We start from the raw sequence: 18,748 nt of genomic DNA on the forward strand, positions 1-18,748 counted from the left end.
CCTGATGAGCCTCGACACCCCTCATGACACCCGGTTCGATACCCTGATTGATCGGCGTGGCACCGATTGCTGCAAATGGGACAGCATGCAGCAAACCTATGGGGTCTCCGCCGATCAGGGTCTCGCCATGTGGGTCGCCGATATGGATTTCCGGCCCCCGGAGTGTGTTCAGCTGGCGCTGAAAGGCATGCTTGATCACGGCGTGTACGGATATTACGGCAGCGAAGACAGCTATCGCGAAACCATCCAGTGGTGGATGAAGGAACGCCATGGGTGGCGGGTGGAGAAAAACTGGATTTTCAACACCCACGGCCTGGTGAATGGCACCGGCCTGTGCATTGACGCCTTTACCGACCCTGGCGATGGCGTGATCCTTTTTACCCCCGTCTACCACGCCTTTGCCCGCGTCATCGATGCCGCTGAACGCAAGATCGTGGAATGCCCGCTGGTTCAGATGGATGGCCAGTACCAGATGGATTTTGACGCCTATGACGCCCAGATGACCGGCGCAGAAAAGATGATAATCCTGTGCTCTCCGCATAATCCGGGCGGACGGGTCTGGACGCGGGAAGAGCTGCAACAGCTGACGGATTTCGCCCGTCGCCACGACCTGATCCTTGTCTCCGACGAAATCCACCATGATCTGGTGATGCCCGGCCATTCCCACATACCCGCAGCCCTTATCGATGGGATCACCGACCGTCTGATCATGATGACGGCGACGAGCAAGACCTTTAACCTCGCAGGGCACCACACGGGCAATGTGATCATCGAAGACCCGGACCTGCGTGCGATCTTCTCCCGCCGGATGTCCGCTCTCGGTCTTTCGGCAAACTCATTCGGGCTGGTGATGGCCAAAGCAGCCTATTCTCCGGAAGGCGCGGCCTGGGTAGATGATTTGACCGAATATCTCGACGGCAATCGCCGGCTTTTCGACACAGCGGTTAATGCGATCCCCGGCCTGTCCTCAATGAACCTTGAAAGCACTTATCTTGCGTGGGTGGATTTCAAAGACACCGGGATGGAAACCGGAGAAATCGCCCGGCGTGTGCAGGAAGATGCGCAAATCGCGGCCAACCACGGATCCAGCTTTGGCACAGGCGGCGAAAGCTTCATGCGCTTCAATCTCGGCACGCCCCGGTCGCGCGTCAAAGAAGCCTGCGAACGCCTCGCAACCGCCTTCGGCGACCTTCAATAGGCAGTTCAGCGGGCGTCCTCGATCAGACCGACGGGGGCGTCCTCACCAATCTCGAAATCCACAGCGGGTTTTTCCGACACGGCCGTGGCGCGTTTGAACTCATAGCGCCGCTCACCCTCTTCGTCGTAGCTGGTGACAATCAGGCACTGGAAAAGATGCAGGCTGCCATCGTAGAGATCCACAAATCCGCGCAGGCTCGGCGTGTCCGCCTCCAGCGCAAAACCGGTCTTCCACATGCGCAGCACCGGTAGGATGTCGCCGTCCACATTTACCCGCAGCCGCGACGACCGTTTTAATGCCTCCACCCGCGCCTGATCCAGACCAGCTTGAATTTCCTTGGAAAAAATCGATTCCATATCGTTACTCCCTACATCACCCGACGACAGCATGATGGACACGTCCCCTAAAAATCAAGTTAAGTTTTTATGTCAGCAACCGTGCGTTGTGCGCGGATGCAGGGGGGCTGCGCGCGGTGTGCTCTGTGATGTACGAAAGGCCTGCCTTAGGATTCACCCCGGAACAATAGGAGTTTGAAGATGGGGCTTTTGATCGACGGGGTGTGGCACGATCGCTGGTACGATACGAAGTCCACAGGCGGCAGCTTCAAACGGGCTGATGCGCAGTTTCGCAACTGGATTACGGCAGACGGCGCCCCGGGGCTTAGCGGCACGGGAGGGTTCACACCCGATTCGGGCCGCTATCACCTCTATGTCAGCTACGCGTGCCCCTGGGCGCACCGAACCCTCGTTTTCCGCAAACTCAAAGCCTTGGAAGAGCATATCTCTGTCTCCGCGGTGCATCCTGACATGCTGAGCGATGGCTGGACCTTCGAGGCGGATAATTCGGGTGCCACGGGTGACACGCTCTACAACCTCCCTTTTGCACGTGACCTTTACACCAAGGCTGACCCGGTCTTTTCCGGTCGGGTCACGGTGCCGATCCTCTGGGACAAGTCGCGCGAAACCATCGTGTCCAACGAAAGCTCCGAAATCATCCGCATGTTCAACGGGGCGTTCAACGGCCTGACGGGCAACACCGATGACTTCTGGCCAGAGCCCCTGCGCGATGCCATCGCCCCGGTGAATGACCGCATCTACGACACCGTCAACAACGGCGTCTACAAGGCCGGGTTTGCCACCACGCAAGCGGCTTACGACGCAGCGGTCATGCCACTTTTTGACACGCTGGACTGGCTGGAAACGCGCCTGTCGGACACCCGTTACCTGATGGGGGACCGGCAGACAGAAGCCGACTGGCGGCTTTTCACCACACTGGTGCGCTTTGACCCGGTGTATCACCTGCATTTCAAATGCAATCGAAGGCGGCTGATCGATTACCCCAACCTCTGGGCCTATACCCGCGATCTCTTTCAGACACCCGGCGTGTCAGAGACCGTGAATTTCCAGCACATCATCCGGCACTACCACTACAGCCACGAAAGCATAAATCCGCACCGGATCGTGCCCGTCGGGCCCGATCTGGATTTCATGGCACCGCATGGCCGCGGTTAACTCTATTTGATTTTTAACGTCGTCCCCACGCGGTCAGGCCGCACCGGAATGCTGTGTTGGTGCTCCGTAGTGTTCGACCATTGCCGCAAGATCTTCGGGAGGTGTTGCACTCTGCACAAAGGCGCAGGCATTGGTTGCATGCGAGAAAATCGAGCCATCCGAGAAGAACGAGGTGTTGGTGACAAAGATCACCTTTGCCTCGGGCAGCCGATAGCTTGCGTAATCCGCAACCGCCAGGGCGGACCCCTCATTCAGGACAAGGTCCATAATGATGATATCCGTTTCATGTGTGCTCAGGTGGCCAATCGCATCCGATTGCCCGGATGCGCTCGCGACATCCATACCCATGCGCTCGAGATGTCTTTGCCAAATTTTAGCCAGATCGTTTTGGCTCTCAACAATCAGAACCTTCATCTGTCCTCCATCCCGGTAAACGCCGGAATTGTTTCACACCGTAACATCTGTCGTGTGCCTCAAAGGTTAACAAACCATTAAGCAATCAACGACATCTTTATCAATTCTGATCACACTTGAATAACCGGCCAGTTTCCGCTTTTAGCAACGGGCAAAGCTGCGGTTTTGCGCCACGTTTCTCGGTTTTGGAGCATATTGTTGACGAAACGCGAACGCGATCATGGGGGCGGGCTGGATGCTGCAATTGCACGGTTTGGGGGTAGCCGAATCGGCTGGATTGACCTGTCGACGGGTATCAATCCGCATCCTTACCCGCTCAAGACACTCCCCCCGGACTGCTGGACCGCTCTGCCCGACAAGAACGCCCTTGCCGATGTGATTGCGGCCGCCCGTGCCTTCTGGCAGGTACCTGACGGCGTCGGGTTGATGGCTGCATCCGGGGCATCCGCGCTGATCGCGCAGACCCCACAGCTTGCCGCCAGAGGTGCGGTCTGCATCCCCAGGCCGACGTACAATGAACATGCGGCAGCCTTTCGCGCTGCGGACTGGCGCGTCACGAATGCCGCACCGGCAGAGGCGCAGGTCGTCGTGCACCCCAACAACCCCGATGGCAAGATATGGACGGCAGAGACATTACCCTGCCCCGACGCAGCGCTTACCATCATCGATGAAAGCTTTTGCGACGTGGCACCGACGCAATCGCTGATCTCTCTCTCCGCGCGGCCCGGTACGCTGGTTCTCAAGAGCTTTGGCAAATTCTGGGGGCTGGCGGGTCTGCGACTCGGCTTCATCGCAGGTGATCCCGCCCTTGTCGCGCGGCTAAGCGATGCGGTAGGACCCTGGGCCGTGTCAGGGCCCGCCCTACATGTGGGCGCGGCTGCGCTGGCCGATGCGGAGTGGGCCCGCGCCACCGGGGCGCGCCTGGCCGAAGACGCCGCGCGATTGGACGCGCAGATGGAGAGTGCAGGGGCGCGGGTGCTGGGCGGGACCACCCTGTTCCGGCTCTACGAGGTAGAGGATGCCGTCGTCTGGCAAACCCGGCTTGCCCACCACAGGATCTGGAGCCGCGTCTTTCCATACAACCCGCACTGGCTGCGCCTTGGTCTGCCACATGCGCTGCACTGGCCGCGGGTTGCGGCGGCCCTTGCATGAGCACTGCAGCCGTCCTGATCTGTGCCCTGTGCCTCGACGCTCTTCTGGGGGAGCCCCGCTGGCTCTGGGACCGCGTCCCGCATCCCGCCGTTATGATGGGGCGTCTCGTTGGTTTGCTGGATAATCGGTTCAATACCGGAAACAACAAACGCCGCAACGGAATCCTGTGCACAATGGCCCTCGTGATTGTGGGGGGCGTGTTGGGGTACCTGCTCAGCACGGCGGGTCCGCTGGTCGAGATTGTCGTTGCCGCCATGCTCCTTGCGCAAAAGTCGCTCGTGCAACATGTGGCCGCCGTCGCGGATGGATTGCGGATGTCGCTGCTCGAAGGTCGGCGCATGGTCGCCCGCATCGTCAGCCGCGATACCAGCGCAATGGACGAAACCCTCGTGGTCCGTGCCGCCCTCGAAAGTGCGGCGGAAAACCTCTCTGACGGGGTGATTGCCCCGGCCTTCTGGTTTCTGATCGCCGGGTTGCCGGGGTTGGTAGTCTACAAGCTGATCAACACCGCAGACAGCATGATCGGCTACCGAACCCCACGCCATGAAACATTCGGCTGGGCCGCGGCACGGCTTGACGATGTGCTGAACCTGATCCCGGCCCGGCTCACCGCAGCTCTGCTGGCCCTGCCTGCCCGCTGCTTTGACCTCGCGGGCATCCGCGCAGACGCAGGTCGCCACCGCTCTCCCAACGCCGGCTGGCCCGAAGCGGCGCTTTCCCGCGCGCTTGGCGTCGCGCTGGCCGGACCCCGCGCCTATGATGGTCAGATGCATGATTTTCCTTACGTTAACCCGGAAGGCCGCAGTATCCTCACACCGGTAGACATTGACGCCGGTATCGCGATGCTGTGGAAAGCATGGGGCGGGTTTCTCGCGCTCTGTGTTCTGCTTGTTTTGATGTGACCTGAACGCGGAGATTTGTGATGCGCCTTCCCCTTCTTGCCCTTTGTCTGTCTGCCCTGCCTTTTGCTGCCCAGGCTTGCGGTGGATCGTTTAGTAGTTTCGTGAACGACCTCAAGGCCGAGGCGGTTGCAAAGGGACATGGTAAATCCGCCGTTGAGCAGTTCTTTTCAGGCGTCCGACAGGAGCCGAGCGTGATCAAGGCAGACCGCGCGCAGGGCGTTTTCCAACGCCCGTTTCTCGATTTTTCCAAACGCCTGATTTCCGCGGATCGTCTGAAACGCGGCCAGAGCAATGCCCGGAAGTATGATGCGATCTTTGATCAGGTCGAACAGAGATATGGCGTGGACCGTGGTGTTTTGCTGGCCTTCTGGGCGTTCGAGACGGATTACGGCGGTTTTCAGGGGGATTTCAACACCGCCAATGCGCTGGTCACCCTGTCACATGATTGCCGCAGGCCTGAGCTCTTCCGGCCACAGGTCTTTGCCGCTTTGGAACTTTTTGAACAGGGTGCCTTTGATCCCCGCACCACCACGGGTGCCTGGGCCGGGGAAATCGGCATGGTGCAGATGCTGCCGCGCGATATCCTCGAAAATGGCGTTGACGGCGATGGCGATGGTAAGGTTTCATTAAAAACCTCGCCTGCAGATGCCCTGATGTCTGGCGGCAAGATGCTGCAAAACCTCGGCTGGCGCGCGGGTGAGCCGTGGCTGCAAGAAGTGCAGGTCCCGGCCCAGTTCGACTGGTCGCAAAGCGGTCTGAACGTGGTGAAATCCACCTCCGCCTGGGAAGGTTTGGGCGTTCGTGCGCGGCAGGGCAGTTTGCAGCGGGGCCTCAAAGCCTCTTTGATCCTGCCCCAGGGCCATAAGGGCCCTGCCTTTATCGCATACCCCAATTTCCGCGTTTATTTTGAATGGAATCAAAGCTTTACCTATGTTCTGACAGCGGCCTACTTTGGCACGCGCCTGCAAGGGGCGCCGGTCTATGACGCCGGATCGCCCGAGCAAGGGCTAAACGGCGCGCAAACCAAGGAGCTACAGCGCAAGCTGCAGGCGCGCGGACACAATGTAGGAAAGGTCGACGGCATTCTGGGCGCGCGCACCCGCGCGGCCGTTCAGGCAGAGCAGAAAAGACTGGGCCTGCCAGCCGATGCATGGCCCACGCCCACCCTGCTTGCGCGGCTTTGACGTCCTCGCCGTTTACTTCTTTTTAGCGGCAAATTCTTAATTTCTCAGGCGAAACATACATTCAGGTTTGTTTTTACCTTTGACCCTGCGCGCCCTTGTGCCGCAGGGTCTTCTCTATTCCGCACTGCGCGCACGTATTGGAAACCGTTCGCCTTTCTCGGTCAGCATCACGATCCGCGTGCCGCTCTCCACATACCTGTCACATCGCGCAAAACCATTGCGATAATCGATACACACCGTGCCATCAGGTTTCACGCGGTACCGTCCAAAGGCGGATTCGCCACTGGCGTAGGTATAGGAATAGGCGCCGCCGGATGAAAATTTCGATTGGCCTTCATCGAAGAACACAAGCGTCTGGCCTTCAGTCAACGCCATAACCTCTGCATGATCGAGCGCCCGGTCGCCATCGCGAAACTGCCAATCCTGTGCAAGAACGGTCAGGGGAGAGATGAGCAATACAGTTAAAAAGAGAAATCTTTTCATCCTGTCACTCTATCTCTGAATGCAAAAGACCCAAGACACGATCGGGTGATCCTCGCGCCTTCACCACCCACAGAGGAAAGATTGCTAGGCGACCAGCGTTTCCGCCTTCTTGAGATCAACGGACACCAGCTGGCTCACCCCCTGTTCAGCCATGGTGACACCGAACAGCCGGTCCATGCGCGCCATCGTCACCGCATGGTGCGTGATGATCAGAAACCGCGTTTCGGTCTGGCGGCACATCTCGTCCAGCAGGTCACAGAACCGGGTCACATTTGCGTCGTCCAGCGGCGCATCCACCTCGTCGAGCACGCAGATCGGCGCCGGATTTGCCAGAAAGACCGCAAAGATCAGCGCCATTGCCGTCAGCGTCTGTTCCCCCCCGCTGAGCAAGCTCAGGGTGCTGAGTTTCTTGCCCGGCGGCTGGCACATGATTTCCAAACCCGCCTCCAGCGGGTCGTCGCTTTCCACCATCACCAGATTGGCTTCGCCGCCGCCAAAGAGATGGGTGAAGAGCATGGAGAAATTCGAATTCACCTGCTCAAACGCCGTAAGCAAACGTTCACGGCCTTCGCGGTTCAGGCTGGCAATCCCAGCCCGCAACGTTTTGATGGCCTCTTCCAGATCGGCCTTTTCGCCCGTCAGCGTGTCGTACTCTGTCTGCACCTCAGAGGCATCTTCCTCTGCGCGCAGGTTCACCGCACCCAGGGCGTCGCGTTGCCGCTTCAACCGGTTAACATCCGCTTCAAGCGCATCTGCAGCGGGCATGGCATCTGGTGTGACGTCCAATTGGCCCAGAAGCTGGTTGGGCGTGACTTGCGCCTCATCCGCGATGCGCTCGGCCGCCAGCGCCACGGTCTCGCGTGCCGCATCGCTACGCGCCTCTGCCCGGGCCCGCGCCTCGCGCGCCTCCGACGCCACCCGTTCCGCGTCCCGCTCTGCCTGCGTTGCTGTGCGCAAAGCGCCCTCTGCGGTCGAGAGCGCGTCCGAGCTTTGTGCCTTGCGCGCTTCGGCAATGGTGATCGACGTGCTCATTTCGGCACGTTTCTCGGCGATCTCTTCGGGTGCCGCACTGGCGAGTGCCAGTTCTTCTTCGGTAGCTGTCTTGCGCGCCACCAATTCCGCACTGCGTTTCTCTGCCGTCTCCAGACGGTGCCGCCAGCCACTGATTTCCTTGGTCACCTCCTGCGCGCGTTTGGTGCGCGCCTCCCCTTCGCGGCGCAACTCGTCATGGGCAGACCGGCGCGACATCATGGTGATCCGCGCTGCTTCCACTGCCATGCGCACGGTCTCGACCAACGCGCGGGCTTCATCGAGATCGCCAAGCTCTTCCAGCGCGCGCTCCGCTTCCTTGAAACGGGTGCGCGCCGCCATCGCTTCTTCCTCGTGGCGCGCCACCGCCAGCCCAAGCGATTCAAGCTTGCCCTCTGCCAGATTGCGGTCCGCTTCCGCCCGGCTGAGACGACGCCCGGCGTCGGCCATCAGCTTGTCCGCCGCCCGCCGAGCCTCGCGCGCCAAGGCATCCGCCTTGGTCAGCTCTGCCAATCGCGCACCCAGCATTTCGTGCGCCGCCTGCGCTCCTTCGGCGCGCTGCGTAGCCACTTCCAGATTTTGCTTGAGCTCTTCCAGCCGGTTGAGTTGTTGCAACCGCAATGCTGCAGCAGAGGGCGCATCTTCGGCCCAGGCGCGGAACCCGTCCCAGCGCCACAAGTCTCCCTCGGATGACACAAGCCGCTGACCCGGGCTCAAGGCAGCCTGCAAACGCGGCCCTTCGTCCGCCTCAACCAGACCGATCTGGCTGATCCGCCGGGACAGAACCTCAGGGACATCAACAAAAAGCGACAGCGGCTTTACCCCCTCGGGCAGGGCCTGATGACGGTCATACGCAGGCAGTGCCGCCCAGCCGGATGGGCCATCTGCTGCCACTTCCGGCGCGCGCAGATCATCCGCCAATGCTGCCCCCAGCGCCTTTTCGTACCCCGATTTCACGTGCAGTTGGTCAAGCACCTGACCGCCCTCGGCAGTATCCCTATCCACCAGTTTGGCCAGCGCGCCGGCCTCCGCGCGCAGCGCATTCATCTCGCCTTCGGCTTCGGAGCGTTGTGCCCGCGCCTCGGCTTCACGCGCCTGGGTTTCCGCCCGCGCCTCTTCTGCCTCGATCAGCGCCGCATCCGCCTTTTCCGCCGTCGCAACCGCCTCTTTTTCGGCCGCTTCGGCGGAGGCAAAATCCACGCCCGCCTGTGCCAGCGCCGCCTTACTCACCGCGACGGCTTCACGCGCTTTGACGGCTTCCGCTTCGGATTTGTCCTGCGTTTTCCGGCTGTCTTCCAGCAATCGCTGGGCCGAGCCGTGCCGTGCAGACAAACGCGCCATATCTTCGGTCTGTTGCGACATGTCGTCTTCGCGGGTCTGCAACACTGCCGCCGCCTCGCGTGCCGCCTCCGCGGCTTCGGCCAGCTTTTCCTCATGGCCTTCGGTGGCCTTGGCCAGCTCGCCCGCTTCCCACTCCAGCCGTTCGATGGTCTCGCCCGCGTCCCGGTTCAACCCGCCTTCACGCTCGATATCATGGCCCAGCTGCGCGATCCGACCAGTGAGCGTTTCGATCAGCGCCAGAGCCCGCGTTTCCTGATCGTTCAGCGTGTCACGTTCCACCGTCAGGCGCTGCAAAACGGCAGCTGCAATCGCCTCCTCTTCACGCAGCGAGGGCAAGGCGTTTTCAGCTTCTTCCCGCACCTTGGCCGCCTGCCGCACAGCCGCCTCAGCTTGCGCTGCTTCGGTGACGCGCCCGCGCAGGCTCTCTTCGCCAACAGCCCGTGCCTCATCCGCCTCGCGCCAGCGACGATAGAGCAACATGCCTTCGGCCCGGCGCAACTCATTGCCGATCTCGCGATACCGCGCCGCTTGCCGTGCCTGGCGCGCCAACTGGCTTAGCTGATTGGCCAATTGCTCGATCACATCATCAACACGCGCCAGATTCGTCTCAGCGCCTTTCAACTTCAGTTCAGCCTCATGCCGCCGCTGGTACAGCCCGCTGATCCCGGCAGCTTCCTCCAGAATGCGGCGCCGGTTCTTCGGCTTGGCGTTGATCAGTTCGGCAATCTGACCCTGCCGCACCAGCGCGGGGCTGTGCGCACCGGTGGAGGCGTCGGCAAAAAGCATCTGCACGTCGCGAGCGCGTACATCCTTGGCACCGACCTTATAGGCGCTGCCGACATCGCGGGTGATCCGGCGCACGATCTCCAACTGATCCGCGTCGTTGAAACCGGCAGGCGCCAGGCGATCCGAGTTGTCGATATGCAGGGCAACCTCGGCAAAGTTGCGCGCGGGCCGTGTGGCGGCACCGGCAAAAATCACGTCCTCCATGCCGCCGCCGCGCATCGCCGTGGGACGGTTTTCGCCCATGACCCAGCGCAGCGCCTCCAACAAATTGGACTTGCCGCAGCCGTTTGGCCCCACCACGCCGGTCAGACCATCCGCGATGATCAGATCGGTGGGATCCACGAAGCTTTTAAAGCCCGTCAGTCTGAGTTTGGAAAAGCGCAAAACGTGCCTGACATTGATTCCTATGGTCCACTAGACTGTGGGGGACAGCAGGGCCTGTCAACCAAAACACCCTACAAGGTGGGTAGTAGGCGGAGTTATCCACAAGATATTGTTGCGCCACGTGATGAAAGGTTCTGTATCCACGCCAACCCGACTGGTCGTATCCATATCGCGAAACTCGCGAACGATACTGGGTAGCCACGGCTGAAAGACGCTGTGGAGTGAGGAAAAGAGTTTACCCTCAGGTAGAAGTGGTCATATAATTTGACCAAAATGGAGCCCCAATGCCCTTTCGACCGGTACAGTCTGAAAAGCTCTCTTCGGCCGTGGTCCGTCAGATCGAAGAGCTGATCCTGCGCGGCATTCTGCGGCCGGGCGAACGGCTGCCAGCAGAACGCGAGTTGGCCGAGCGGCTGCACGTGTCCCGCCCCAGTCTGCGAGACGCCATCGGCACCTTGCAGGATCAGGGGTTACTGACGGCCCGAGCAGGTGCCGGCGTCTATGTGGCGGATGTGCTGGGCTCCGCCTTTGCACCTGCGCTGGTTCAGCTGTTCGCCCGTCACGATGAGGCGGTTTTCGACTATCTCTCTTTTCGCCGGGACATGGAGGGGCTGGCGGCGGAACGCGCGGCACGATTGGCCTCTGACACTGATCTGCGCGTGGTGCAGGCCGTTTTTGACAAGATGGAAGCCGCCCACGCCAAACGTAATCCGGAAGACGAGGCGCGGCTGGATGCGCAGTTTCACATGGCGATCATCGAGGCCAGCCACAACGTGGTCATGTTGCACATGATGCGGTCCATGTACGAACTACTGCGCGAGGGCGTGTTCTACAATCGGCAGATCATGTTCAAACAGCGCGCTACCCGGGGCATGCTGCTTGACCAACACAGAGCCATCAACCAGGCACTGCAGGTGCGCGATCCCGAGGGCGCGCGGGCCGCTGTCGAGGCGCATCTCGACTACGTCGAGGTTTGCCTTCAGGACCAGATCAGGGCCAGCCGAAACGAAGAGGTCGCTAAGCAGCGTCTAGACCACGAAGTGCAGAAACACTGATCTGCGTGGGACAGATGCCGCGCGCCAGTATTATACATCATGACGGTGCGCCAAACCTGCAACTCCATGTCCGCCAGGCCCCTCTGATCAGTACCTTTGTCACCAACTCTCGTTGGTTTTTGAGAGAGAGATTTAGGGGAAAGACTGATCCAAGAATACGAAGAAAAGCATGGCGGGTTTAATCTGGCCAATCTTGGTATGCCATTTGAGTTTTGCATGACGGGCTGGACAAAAAAACCCGGCCTTAAAGCCGGGTTTTTCGACGCTTTTTGTGAAGTGCCAATCAATGCAGCTTGGCATCTACCTCGGCAATTGCACTATCGATCAGGCTGTTGCCTTGCGCGGCCGTCATCTGTTTGGCAATCACTTGCCGCGCCACGGACATCGCGACCGTCACGGACTGGTCACGCACTTCCTTGATGGCGGCGGTTTGCGCATTTTCAATCTGCTCCTGCGCGGCGGCCATCCGCCGTTCAAGAGAGACGGCGAGATCAGCGCGCGCCTGCTCTGCCGCGACGGTGGCCTCTTCCTTGGCCGCGGCAACGATGCGATCCGCTTGTTCCTGCACCTCGCGCTGCTTGCGCTCGTAGCTGGCCAACAGCGATTGCGCCTCGTCGCGCAAAGCGCGGGCCTCGTCCAGTTCGGACTGGATGCCGTCGGCGCGTTTGTCCAGCATGCCCCCAATCATCGAGGGCACTTTGAAGTAGATCAGGATCGCAACGAAGACGATCAGACCCAAAAGCACGACGAAATCGGTATTCTTCAGGGAGAAGAAGGGACCGCTCGCTGCGGCAGCGGGGCCAGCGGTGAGCAGCGCTAACAGTGTAAGTCCGGTCAACTTCCGCATGTCGCTCATCCTTTCAGCCGGGCATCAACAGCCGCTGTGATAGCTTTGCCATCAGCTTTGCCACCCATGGCACTAACGATTTCCTGCGCCGTTTCAGTGGCAACATCCTTGACCGCTTCCATCGCGCCCGCGCGAATTTCGGCAATCGCCTTTTCGGATTCAGCGGATTTGGCCGCGATTTCAGCATCCGCCTTGGCAATTGCCGCGTCCAGATCATCCTGGATTTCGGCCTTGGCTTCGGCAACGATGCGGTGCGCCTCGGCACGGGCGTCAACCAGTGCTTTCTCATAGGTGGCTTCCGCCTCCTTCGCCTTCGCCTTCAGGTCTTCGGCTGCAGCCAGATCACTTGTGATTGTCCCCTGACGTTCCGCCAAAATGGCCGCAATGCGGGGCAGAGCCACGCGCGACAGCACAAAATAAATAACGATGAGCGTGAGCACCAACCAGAAAATCTGGTTACCCCAGGTCGAGAAATCGAGCTGTGGCATGCCCCCGGAGGAAGCCGCGTCCGCGCTGTGTGTTTCGGTTGCCATGTTGGTCTCCTTCGAACCGCCCCATTACATCGGGCAGCGGTGCCAATCACCGCCGCCCGACCGTAAGGAATGTCGTCGTAGACGTCTTAGACGGCGAACATCAGCAGCAGGGCGACGAGGAATGCGAAGATCCCCAGCGCTTCTGCGAAAGCGATACCGATGAAGAGTGTTGCTGTTTGCGATGCAGCAGCGGATGGGTTGCGCAAAGCGCCTGCCAGGTAGTTGCCGGCCACGTTGCCAACCCCGATTGCGGCGGCACCAGACCCGATTGCTGCCAGACCTGCGCCGATGTGTGCGAGTTCGCCTTCCATGTGAATTCTCCTTACGATTGGAAGTTGAGTATTTGGACGGGTGTAAAAGTCGCCCGAATTAGTGATGCGGATGCAGCGCGTCCTTGAGATACACGCATGTGAGGATGGTAAAGACGTAGGCCTGGATAAAGGACACCAGCACCTCCAGCCCGTACATCGCGGTGATGCCGAGCACAGCCACGGGGCTGACCGCCGCGATGGCGGCGAAGCCTGCGAACACCTTGATCACCGCGTGGCCCGCCATGACGTTGCCTGCCAGACGAATGGAGTGGCTCACGGGGCGCACGAAATAGGAAATGATCTCAATGATCGCCAGAACGGGGCGCAGCGCCAGCGGCGCGGACGACACCCAGAAGAGGCTCAGGAAAGCCGCGCCATTCTTGACGAAGCCCAGAATAGTGACAGTGATGAAGACCGCAAGCGCCAGCACGACCGTGACCGCAAAATGCGAGGTCGGCGTGAACGACGTCGGGATCAGCCCGAGGAAATTCGCGCAAACGATAAACATGAACAGCGTCATGATATAAGGGAAATACCGCAGACCTTCTTTGCCGCAGATGTCTTCGACCATCTTGTAGATGAAGCCGTAGGCAAGCTCGGCAACCGATTGCGACCGGCTCGGCACGATGGCGCGGTGACGGCTGCCCAGAACCAGCAGGACGATAATGGCGACAATCGACAGGCCCATCCAGAAAGCCGTGTTCGTTGGCGTGTACCACATGACCTCACCGCCAAAGAGCGATTTGATCTCGAACTGCTCCATGGGTTTGAAAACCAAACCGCCGCCTTCTGCTTCCGCCATCTCAGGCTCCCTCGTCCTTTTCGGCCTCTTCGGCCAACTTCTTCTCCTGCACCTCTTGCGCCGACCGCAGCATCGTCTTGATGCCCGCCGCGAGGCCCAGCAATGTAAAGAGCACCAGAAAGATCGGGAGAGTCCCGAGCAGGCTGTCGAGCCCGTATCCGATGCCGAAACCGATCCCGAGACCGGCCACCAATTCGATCACCATGCGCCAGGCCAGTTGCGCCTGGGAATAGTGCTCATCCTGACGAGGTTTGGGCGCCTGCCCCTGTTTTGCCGCCTCGATCCGCGCTTCGAGCTGCGCCAGTCGCTGCTGTTCGTCCGGGTCCGTCACGTGCAAAACACCCCACTGGATGGTTGCGCCGTTGCTATTGTGCGGAACGATGCGAGTCAAGCGGCCCGCGCATGGTCGGATTGCCAGTTCAAGCACTTGTTTTTATGCATATTTTTGGAACAATGAAAGGCGATCTTCATGTGTGCTACATGCGCGGCATGCGTATTTGCGTCGTTTCTCTCATTCAACCATTTGGTTGATCTTTTTCAGATCGGCTGTCCACGATGTGGTGCGCTGGCGGTCAGCAGCCAGTCACGAAAGAGCCGGACAGGTTTGCGGCGCAGCGCGCCTTCACCGAGCAGCATGTAGTAACCGCCCTCGCGAAATCCGATGTCGGAGAGGCGCTGTAACCGACCCGCCGCCACATCAAGCGATGTTACTTCATCGGACGTCAGATAAACGCCCTGCCCGGCCAGGGTCGCCTCGTAAGCCAGATGCGATCGCATGCGCCAGCCTGGTGCCGGTACGATCTCCGGGTCCCGCTCGCCTGCCAAAGCAAACCAGACGCCCCATGTGCCACTTGACCGGTCCCGAAACAAGGTATGTTGCACCAAATCACGCGGTTCAGACAGGGGCAGGTCGACGAGACCCGGCACCGCATAGGGATAGAGCGGTGCATCACTCAGCAAAATGCCATCCGGGTTGGACCCAGGGGTTTTGAGGAATCGAATGGCTACATCCGCCTCATAGCGGTTCACATCAGCCAACCACCGCGATCCTTCCAGCCGAATTTCGATATCCGGGTATGCTTCATGGAAGCTCGATAGCCGCGGGATCAGCCATTTGCTGGCAAAAAGCGGCTCGCTGTTGACCATAATCACGCCAGCGGGGCGCTCGATCACCCGCTCAGTCGCCTCGGCAATGGCGTCCAGAGCGGGTGTGATCCGTCCAAGGTAAGCGGCCCCGTCTGCCGTCAGTTCGACGCCCCGGGACAGATCCCGAAAGAGCCGTGTGTTCAGGCGATCTTCCAGTCCACGCACATGTCGGCTGATTGCGGAGTGGCTCACTCCAAGCTCCTCCGCAGCCCGCGAAAAACTCTCGTGCCGGCCTGCCGCCTCAAAAGCCCGCAGCGCGTTCAGTGGGGGAAGTTGTCTCATCATAAGAATATGTGCATTTTTTGCACAGGTTACGTCAAGCAATTGATTTTGAAATCAAACGCCATCTGATGCATCTTAGTGGAAATCCTTATCAAGAGTATGCCCCATGACAGATATGACGCGTCCGCGCGCAAGGTTGAGCTTTGGCGGAATGTTAGAAAAAATCACAATCAGGCGCTGTCTGAAATGGTTTCGACCACGCCGGAAGGGCTCGCATATCGGCCAGATCAGCGACCACTTGGCCCGTGATATAGGGTTATCTGAGGCCGACCTGGAGCGCCATAGGATAAGGTTGCCCTCGCAGACCGAGCATCACCCGCGCGGCTGACGGGCTTTTCCTGCTGATCTGCGGGCGTTATGAAGAGGGATGACACGTGACCTCGATCAGGCCTTCGCAGCACTGGCGGATCCGACGCGCCGGACCATTCTGACGATGCTATTGGAAGACGACATGGCCGTCACGGATGTGGCGGAGCCATTCGAGATGTCACTGGCAGCCATCTCCAAACACCTTGGTGTTCTTACCGCGGCAGGATTGATTTCTCAGGAAAAGCGAGGCCGCGTAAAGTGGTGCAAACTGGAACCGGATGCTTTGCGGGCAGCTTCGGTCTGGATGCAAGGCTTCGGGCAGTTCGAACCGGTGAACCTAGACGCATTTGAGAGGTTCCTCGCAACCGAACTACCCGAAGAAAGCGCATGAGCGCTTAAGCTTCTGTCGGAACACTCAGGTTGCGAGATTGATCACCGCCATAACCACAACCACAAGTCCGACAAGATAAATAATACTACGCATTTCCGGTTCCTCTCATTGAGTTTTGTCAGGAGATCAACGCGCCTGTCGCAGTTCTTGTTCCACAGGTCGGGCGCCGTCATCGCGTAAAAGCAGTGCAAGCGCGACAATGGTCAACACAACACCCCCAAGCACCAAGGGATGCGGAACGCTGTTGCCAAAGGCGATTTCCCAAAGAATCACCCAGCTCGGCGTCAGGTAGGTATAAGCCATGACCTTGGCGCTCGGCAGACGCAGTGTCGCGAATTGCAGCAACACGAAGGTGGCCGCAGACGCAAATACGGCGATGTAGATGAGTGTGATCCATACGATGGCTGGCAGGCCCGTCCACTCCGTCGCGGCAATGTCTGACCATGAATAAAGCGTCAACAGCAGAGCGCCCGCGACCAACATGCCAAAGGTGAAAACCACCGCTGGCTCCCCCCGGTTCAGCTTGCGCACCATGGGCGTGTAGATCGCGTGGGCCACGCAGCCAAAGAAGTAGATCGCTTCGCCGCGCCCAATCTCAAACGCGCGCAATGCTTCTAGATCGGCCCGGAAGATTACCCAGAGCGCTCCTGCTGCACCGATGCTAAGTGCCAGCGCCATACGCGGCGTCGTGATCTGGCGCAGCAGCACCCAACCGAAACCCGCTGCCATCACCGGGGTCAGGGTAAAGACTGCCGCCGCACTGACCGGGGCAGCGGTCTTTAACCCTTCGAACATCAAGACGAAATAGATGGCAAAGGTTCCCCCCAGCAGCGCATACCGCCATGGTGCCTGGAAGGCGGTGCGCGGCAACCCTGTTGTCACCGCTGCTGCCACCCCGATCACCAGTGCTGCCAGCGCGAAGCGTGCGGCATTCAATACAGCCGGGTCAATCTCGTTCGCGGCCTGTGCGCCGAGGGAAAACGAACCGGCAACCAATGCGGAGAAAGCCAGCATGGCCAGATGACCCTGCGCGCCCGGCGTCATACATCCCAGCCTTTCGCCTGTTCTTTGAGATAGCTTAAAAAGGCCTGCACCTTTGTGGTGCGATGAAGGTCCACATGGGTGACCAGCCACAGGGGTGCGGACCAATCCTCCTGACGTGGGAAGACCTCGACAAGATCAGGATTTTCGCGCGCCTCCAGCACCGGGATAAACCCAATGCCAGCGCCCGATTTCACGGCGATCTCGAGCGCACGTGTATCAGTTGACCGGAACGTCAGCACGCAAGCGGGAATGTGCGCGCGCAGCCAGCGGTTAAACGGGGCGCGACTGTCATCACTGTCATGGCCGACAAAGCGGTGACCCTTGACGTCTTCGATAGACTTCGGCGTGCCATGCGTCCTGAGATACTCCCGCGTGGCGTAAAGCCCCATATGCTGATGGTGAAATGCCTGAACGACATTGTCCGGCTGCTCTGGCACGGTACCCGCGCGAATGGCCACATGCGCCTCGCCATATTCAAGCCGGAAGAGTCGTTCGCCCGTCAGATAACGCAGAACTACATCCGGGTAGAGCGTCTGGAACTGTGACAGCAAGGGCACCATTCTCGGTGCCAGGCTGATCAACGAGGTGATCACCAGATCGCCTGAAACCTCGTTGCCAAGCCCCTTGATGCGACCGGCCAATTGACTGAACTGATCATCCGTCGCCTGGGCAACCTGCAACAGATCCTGCCCGGCCTCGGTGGCCGTGTAACCACGCGCATGGCGCTGAAACAGTTTGACGCCAAGACGTCCCTCAATCGCATCGATATGGCGGATCACCGTCGCATGATGCACGCCCAGCACATCGGCCGCACCGCTGACGGTTCCCATGCGTGCTACCTGATAGGCAGTCTTGATCTCGTCCCAGTTATCCATATCGCACCACTGCCCCACTGATGTGCAACGTCGCACACTTCATGTGAAATATCATCAATTGCGTTCAAAATTGCAACATCCATATTTGATGCACGAAGAAAGAAATCTGATCTATTCATGAAGGACATCCCAAATGACACAGACCATTCTGCACATTGATGCTTCCGCCCGCTTTGCCGGATCGACCACCCGCCAGCTGACCGCCTCCATCGTCGAAAAACTCGGCGGCACCGTGATCCGCCGCGATCTGAGCGAGGCCGTGCCCCAGATCACCGAGGCCTGGGTCAGTGCCAATTTCACCCCCGCCGCTCAACGCAACCCGGCGCAAAAAGATACGCTCGCGCTCTCCGACACGCTGGTGCAGGAGGTCACGGCGGCGGATGTGCTGGTGATCGGCGTGCCGGTCTACAACTTCGGGGTGCCTGCTGCGCTCAAGGCCTGGATCGACCAGATCGCCCGCGCGGGCCTGACCTTCAAATACACCGAAAATGGCCCCGTCGGCCTGCTGGAGGGCAAACGCGCGGTGATCGCGCTAGCCACTGGCGGCACTCCGGTCGGGTCTGACATCGATTTCGCTTCGGGCTACATGCGGCACATCATGGGGTTCGTCGGGATCACCGACGTGGACTTCGTGACCGCCGACCGAGTGATGGCCGATGCAGACAAGGCCATCGCCGATGCCAATGCGCAGATCGACGCGCTTGCCGCCTGACCATCTGGTCCGGTGACCACTGCGTGGCGCAGGGCTTGGACTCTGCGCCATTTTTTT

20 protein-coding genes are annotated in these 18,748 nt (G+C 59.8%); 8 read left to right on the forward strand and 12 right to left on the reverse strand.

What is annotated here, in order from left to right:
- Window positions 1-4 precede the first annotated feature (4 nt).
- On the forward strand, window positions 5-1,198 hold the full coding sequence (locus Q1A07_RS06230) for a MalY/PatB family protein (RefSeq protein WP_299778772.1): 1,194 nt from the start codon (window positions 5-7) through the stop codon (window positions 1,196-1,198).
- Window positions 1,199-1,203: 5 nt separating this feature from the next.
- On the opposite strand, the gene Q1A07_RS06235 is transcribed toward Q1A07_RS06230, so the two are convergent.
- Window positions 1,204-1,554: a hypothetical protein gene (locus Q1A07_RS06235; protein ID WP_299778774.1), complete on the reverse strand. Its 351-nt coding sequence runs from the start codon at window positions 1,552-1,554 to the stop codon at window positions 1,204-1,206.
- A gap of 180 nt (window positions 1,555-1,734) precedes the next feature.
- Between Q1A07_RS06235 and Q1A07_RS06240 the strand changes: the two genes are divergently transcribed.
- On the forward strand, window positions 1,735-2,709 hold the full coding sequence (locus tag Q1A07_RS06240; RefSeq protein ID WP_299778776.1) for a glutathione S-transferase family protein: 975 nt from the start codon (window positions 1,735-1,737) through the stop codon (window positions 2,707-2,709).
- Window positions 2,710-2,742: 33 nt separating this feature from the next.
- Here the strand turns inward: Q1A07_RS06240 and Q1A07_RS06245 are convergent, their stop codons facing one another.
- Window positions 2,743-3,123, reverse strand: coding sequence for a response regulator (locus Q1A07_RS06245; protein WP_299778778.1), 381 nt, complete (start codon window positions 3,121-3,123; stop codon window positions 2,743-2,745).
- A 198-nt stretch (window positions 3,124-3,321) separates the two neighbouring features.
- Here Q1A07_RS06245 and Q1A07_RS06250 point away from each other — a divergent pair, with 198 nt between their 5' ends.
- From Q1A07_RS06250 to Q1A07_RS06260, 3 genes are read left to right on the forward strand one after another with little or no spacing between them, the layout of a single operon-like run.
- Window positions 3,322-4,275 (forward strand): threonine-phosphate decarboxylase, encoded by a 954-nt coding sequence (locus Q1A07_RS06250; protein ID WP_299778780.1) that lies wholly within the window; start codon window positions 3,322-3,324, stop codon window positions 4,273-4,275.
- Window positions 4,272-5,177, forward strand: a complete 906-nt coding sequence (gene cbiB / locus Q1A07_RS06255) for an adenosylcobinamide-phosphate synthase CbiB (protein ID WP_299778782.1) — start codon at window positions 4,272-4,274, stop codon at window positions 5,175-5,177. The genes Q1A07_RS06250 and cbiB overlap by 4 nt, the downstream gene beginning before the upstream one ends.
- A 20-nt stretch (window positions 5,178-5,197) precedes the next feature.
- Window positions 5,198-6,361 carry a lytic murein transglycosylase gene (locus Q1A07_RS06260; protein WP_299778784.1) on the forward strand — a complete coding sequence of 388 codons (1,164 nt, stop codon included), beginning with the start codon at window positions 5,198-5,200 and terminating at the stop codon, window positions 6,359-6,361.
- A gap of 114 nt (window positions 6,362-6,475) precedes the next feature.
- On the opposite strand, the gene Q1A07_RS06265 is transcribed toward Q1A07_RS06260, so the two are convergent.
- Together Q1A07_RS06265 and smc are read right to left on the reverse strand one after the other, a co-directional pair.
- On the reverse strand, window positions 6,476-6,844 hold the full coding sequence (locus tag Q1A07_RS06265) for a hypothetical protein (RefSeq protein WP_299778786.1): 369 nt from the start codon (window positions 6,842-6,844) through the stop codon (window positions 6,476-6,478).
- Between the two features lie 84 nt (window positions 6,845-6,928).
- Window positions 6,929-10,384, reverse strand: a complete 3,456-nt coding sequence (gene smc, locus Q1A07_RS06270; protein WP_299778788.1) for a chromosome segregation protein SMC — start codon at window positions 10,382-10,384, stop codon at window positions 6,929-6,931.
- A gap of 284 nt (window positions 10,385-10,668) precedes the next feature.
- On the opposite strand from smc, the gene Q1A07_RS06275 reads away from it, so the two are divergent.
- Complete coding sequence (locus Q1A07_RS06275) at window positions 10,669-11,439, forward strand: FCD domain-containing protein (RefSeq protein WP_299778790.1); 771 nt, start codon at window positions 10,669-10,671, stop codon at window positions 11,437-11,439.
- Between the two features lie 283 nt (window positions 11,440-11,722).
- Here the strand turns inward: Q1A07_RS06275 and Q1A07_RS06280 are convergent, their stop codons facing one another.
- The 6 genes from Q1A07_RS06280 to Q1A07_RS06305 all read right to left on the reverse strand — a co-directional run bounded on the left by Q1A07_RS06280 (window position 11,723) and on the right by Q1A07_RS06305 (window position 15,363).
- Window positions 11,723-12,286: a F0F1 ATP synthase subunit B gene (locus tag Q1A07_RS06280; protein ID WP_299778792.1), complete on the reverse strand. Its 564-nt coding sequence runs from the start codon at window positions 12,284-12,286 to the stop codon at window positions 11,723-11,725.
- Window positions 12,287-12,291: 5 nt separating this feature from the next.
- Entirely contained in the window at window positions 12,292-12,819 is a 528-nt protein-coding gene (locus Q1A07_RS06285; protein ID WP_299778794.1) for a F0F1 ATP synthase subunit B', read from the reverse strand.
- Between the two features lie 86 nt (window positions 12,820-12,905).
- Window positions 12,906-13,130 carry a F0F1 ATP synthase subunit C gene (locus Q1A07_RS06290; protein ID WP_011567586.1) on the reverse strand — a complete coding sequence of 75 codons (225 nt, stop codon included), beginning with the start codon at window positions 13,128-13,130 and terminating at the stop codon, window positions 12,906-12,908.
- 58 nt (window positions 13,131-13,188) lie between these two features.
- Entirely contained in the window at window positions 13,189-13,932 is a 744-nt protein-coding gene (locus Q1A07_RS06295; RefSeq protein ID WP_299778796.1) for a F0F1 ATP synthase subunit A, read from the reverse strand.
- A gap of 1 nt (window position 13,933) precedes the next feature.
- Window positions 13,934-14,263 carry an AtpZ/AtpI family protein gene (locus Q1A07_RS06300; protein ID WP_299779204.1) on the reverse strand — a complete coding sequence of 110 codons (330 nt, stop codon included), beginning with the start codon at window positions 14,261-14,263 and terminating at the stop codon, window positions 13,934-13,936.
- Window positions 14,264-14,469: 206 nt separating this feature from the next.
- On the reverse strand, window positions 14,470-15,363 hold the full coding sequence (locus Q1A07_RS06305) for a LysR substrate-binding domain-containing protein (RefSeq protein WP_299778798.1): 894 nt from the start codon (window positions 15,361-15,363) through the stop codon (window positions 14,470-14,472).
- Between the two features lie 364 nt (window positions 15,364-15,727).
- Here Q1A07_RS06305 and Q1A07_RS06310 point away from each other — a divergent pair, with 364 nt between their 5' ends.
- Complete coding sequence (locus Q1A07_RS06310) at window positions 15,728-16,060, forward strand: metalloregulator ArsR/SmtB family transcription factor (RefSeq protein ID WP_299778800.1); 333 nt, start codon at window positions 15,728-15,730, stop codon at window positions 16,058-16,060.
- A 126-nt stretch (window positions 16,061-16,186) separates the two neighbouring features.
- Here the strand turns inward: Q1A07_RS06310 and Q1A07_RS06315 are convergent, their stop codons facing one another.
- Together Q1A07_RS06315 and Q1A07_RS06320 are read right to left on the reverse strand one after the other, a co-directional pair.
- Window positions 16,187-17,104, reverse strand: a complete 918-nt coding sequence (locus Q1A07_RS06315) for a DMT family transporter (protein WP_299778802.1) — start codon at window positions 17,102-17,104, stop codon at window positions 16,187-16,189.
- The gene (locus Q1A07_RS06320; RefSeq protein ID WP_299778804.1) at window positions 17,101-17,979 is read right to left on the reverse strand and encodes a LysR family transcriptional regulator; all 879 of its coding nucleotides are present in this window, start codon (window positions 17,977-17,979) and stop codon (window positions 17,101-17,103) included. Before Q1A07_RS06320 ends, Q1A07_RS06315 begins: the two co-directional genes overlap by 4 nt.
- A gap of 133 nt (window positions 17,980-18,112) precedes the next feature.
- On the opposite strand from Q1A07_RS06320, the gene Q1A07_RS06325 reads away from it, so the two are divergent.
- The gene (locus tag Q1A07_RS06325; protein ID WP_299778806.1) at window positions 18,113-18,691 is read left to right on the forward strand and encodes an NAD(P)H-dependent oxidoreductase; all 579 of its coding nucleotides are present in this window, start codon (window positions 18,113-18,115) and stop codon (window positions 18,689-18,691) included.
- Window positions 18,692-18,748: the final 57 nt, after the last annotated feature.

The sequence above is a fragment of the uncultured Roseobacter sp. genome, from assembly GCF_947492555.1.
Taxonomy (GTDB): domain Bacteria; phylum Pseudomonadota; class Alphaproteobacteria; order Rhodobacterales; family Rhodobacteraceae; genus Roseobacter.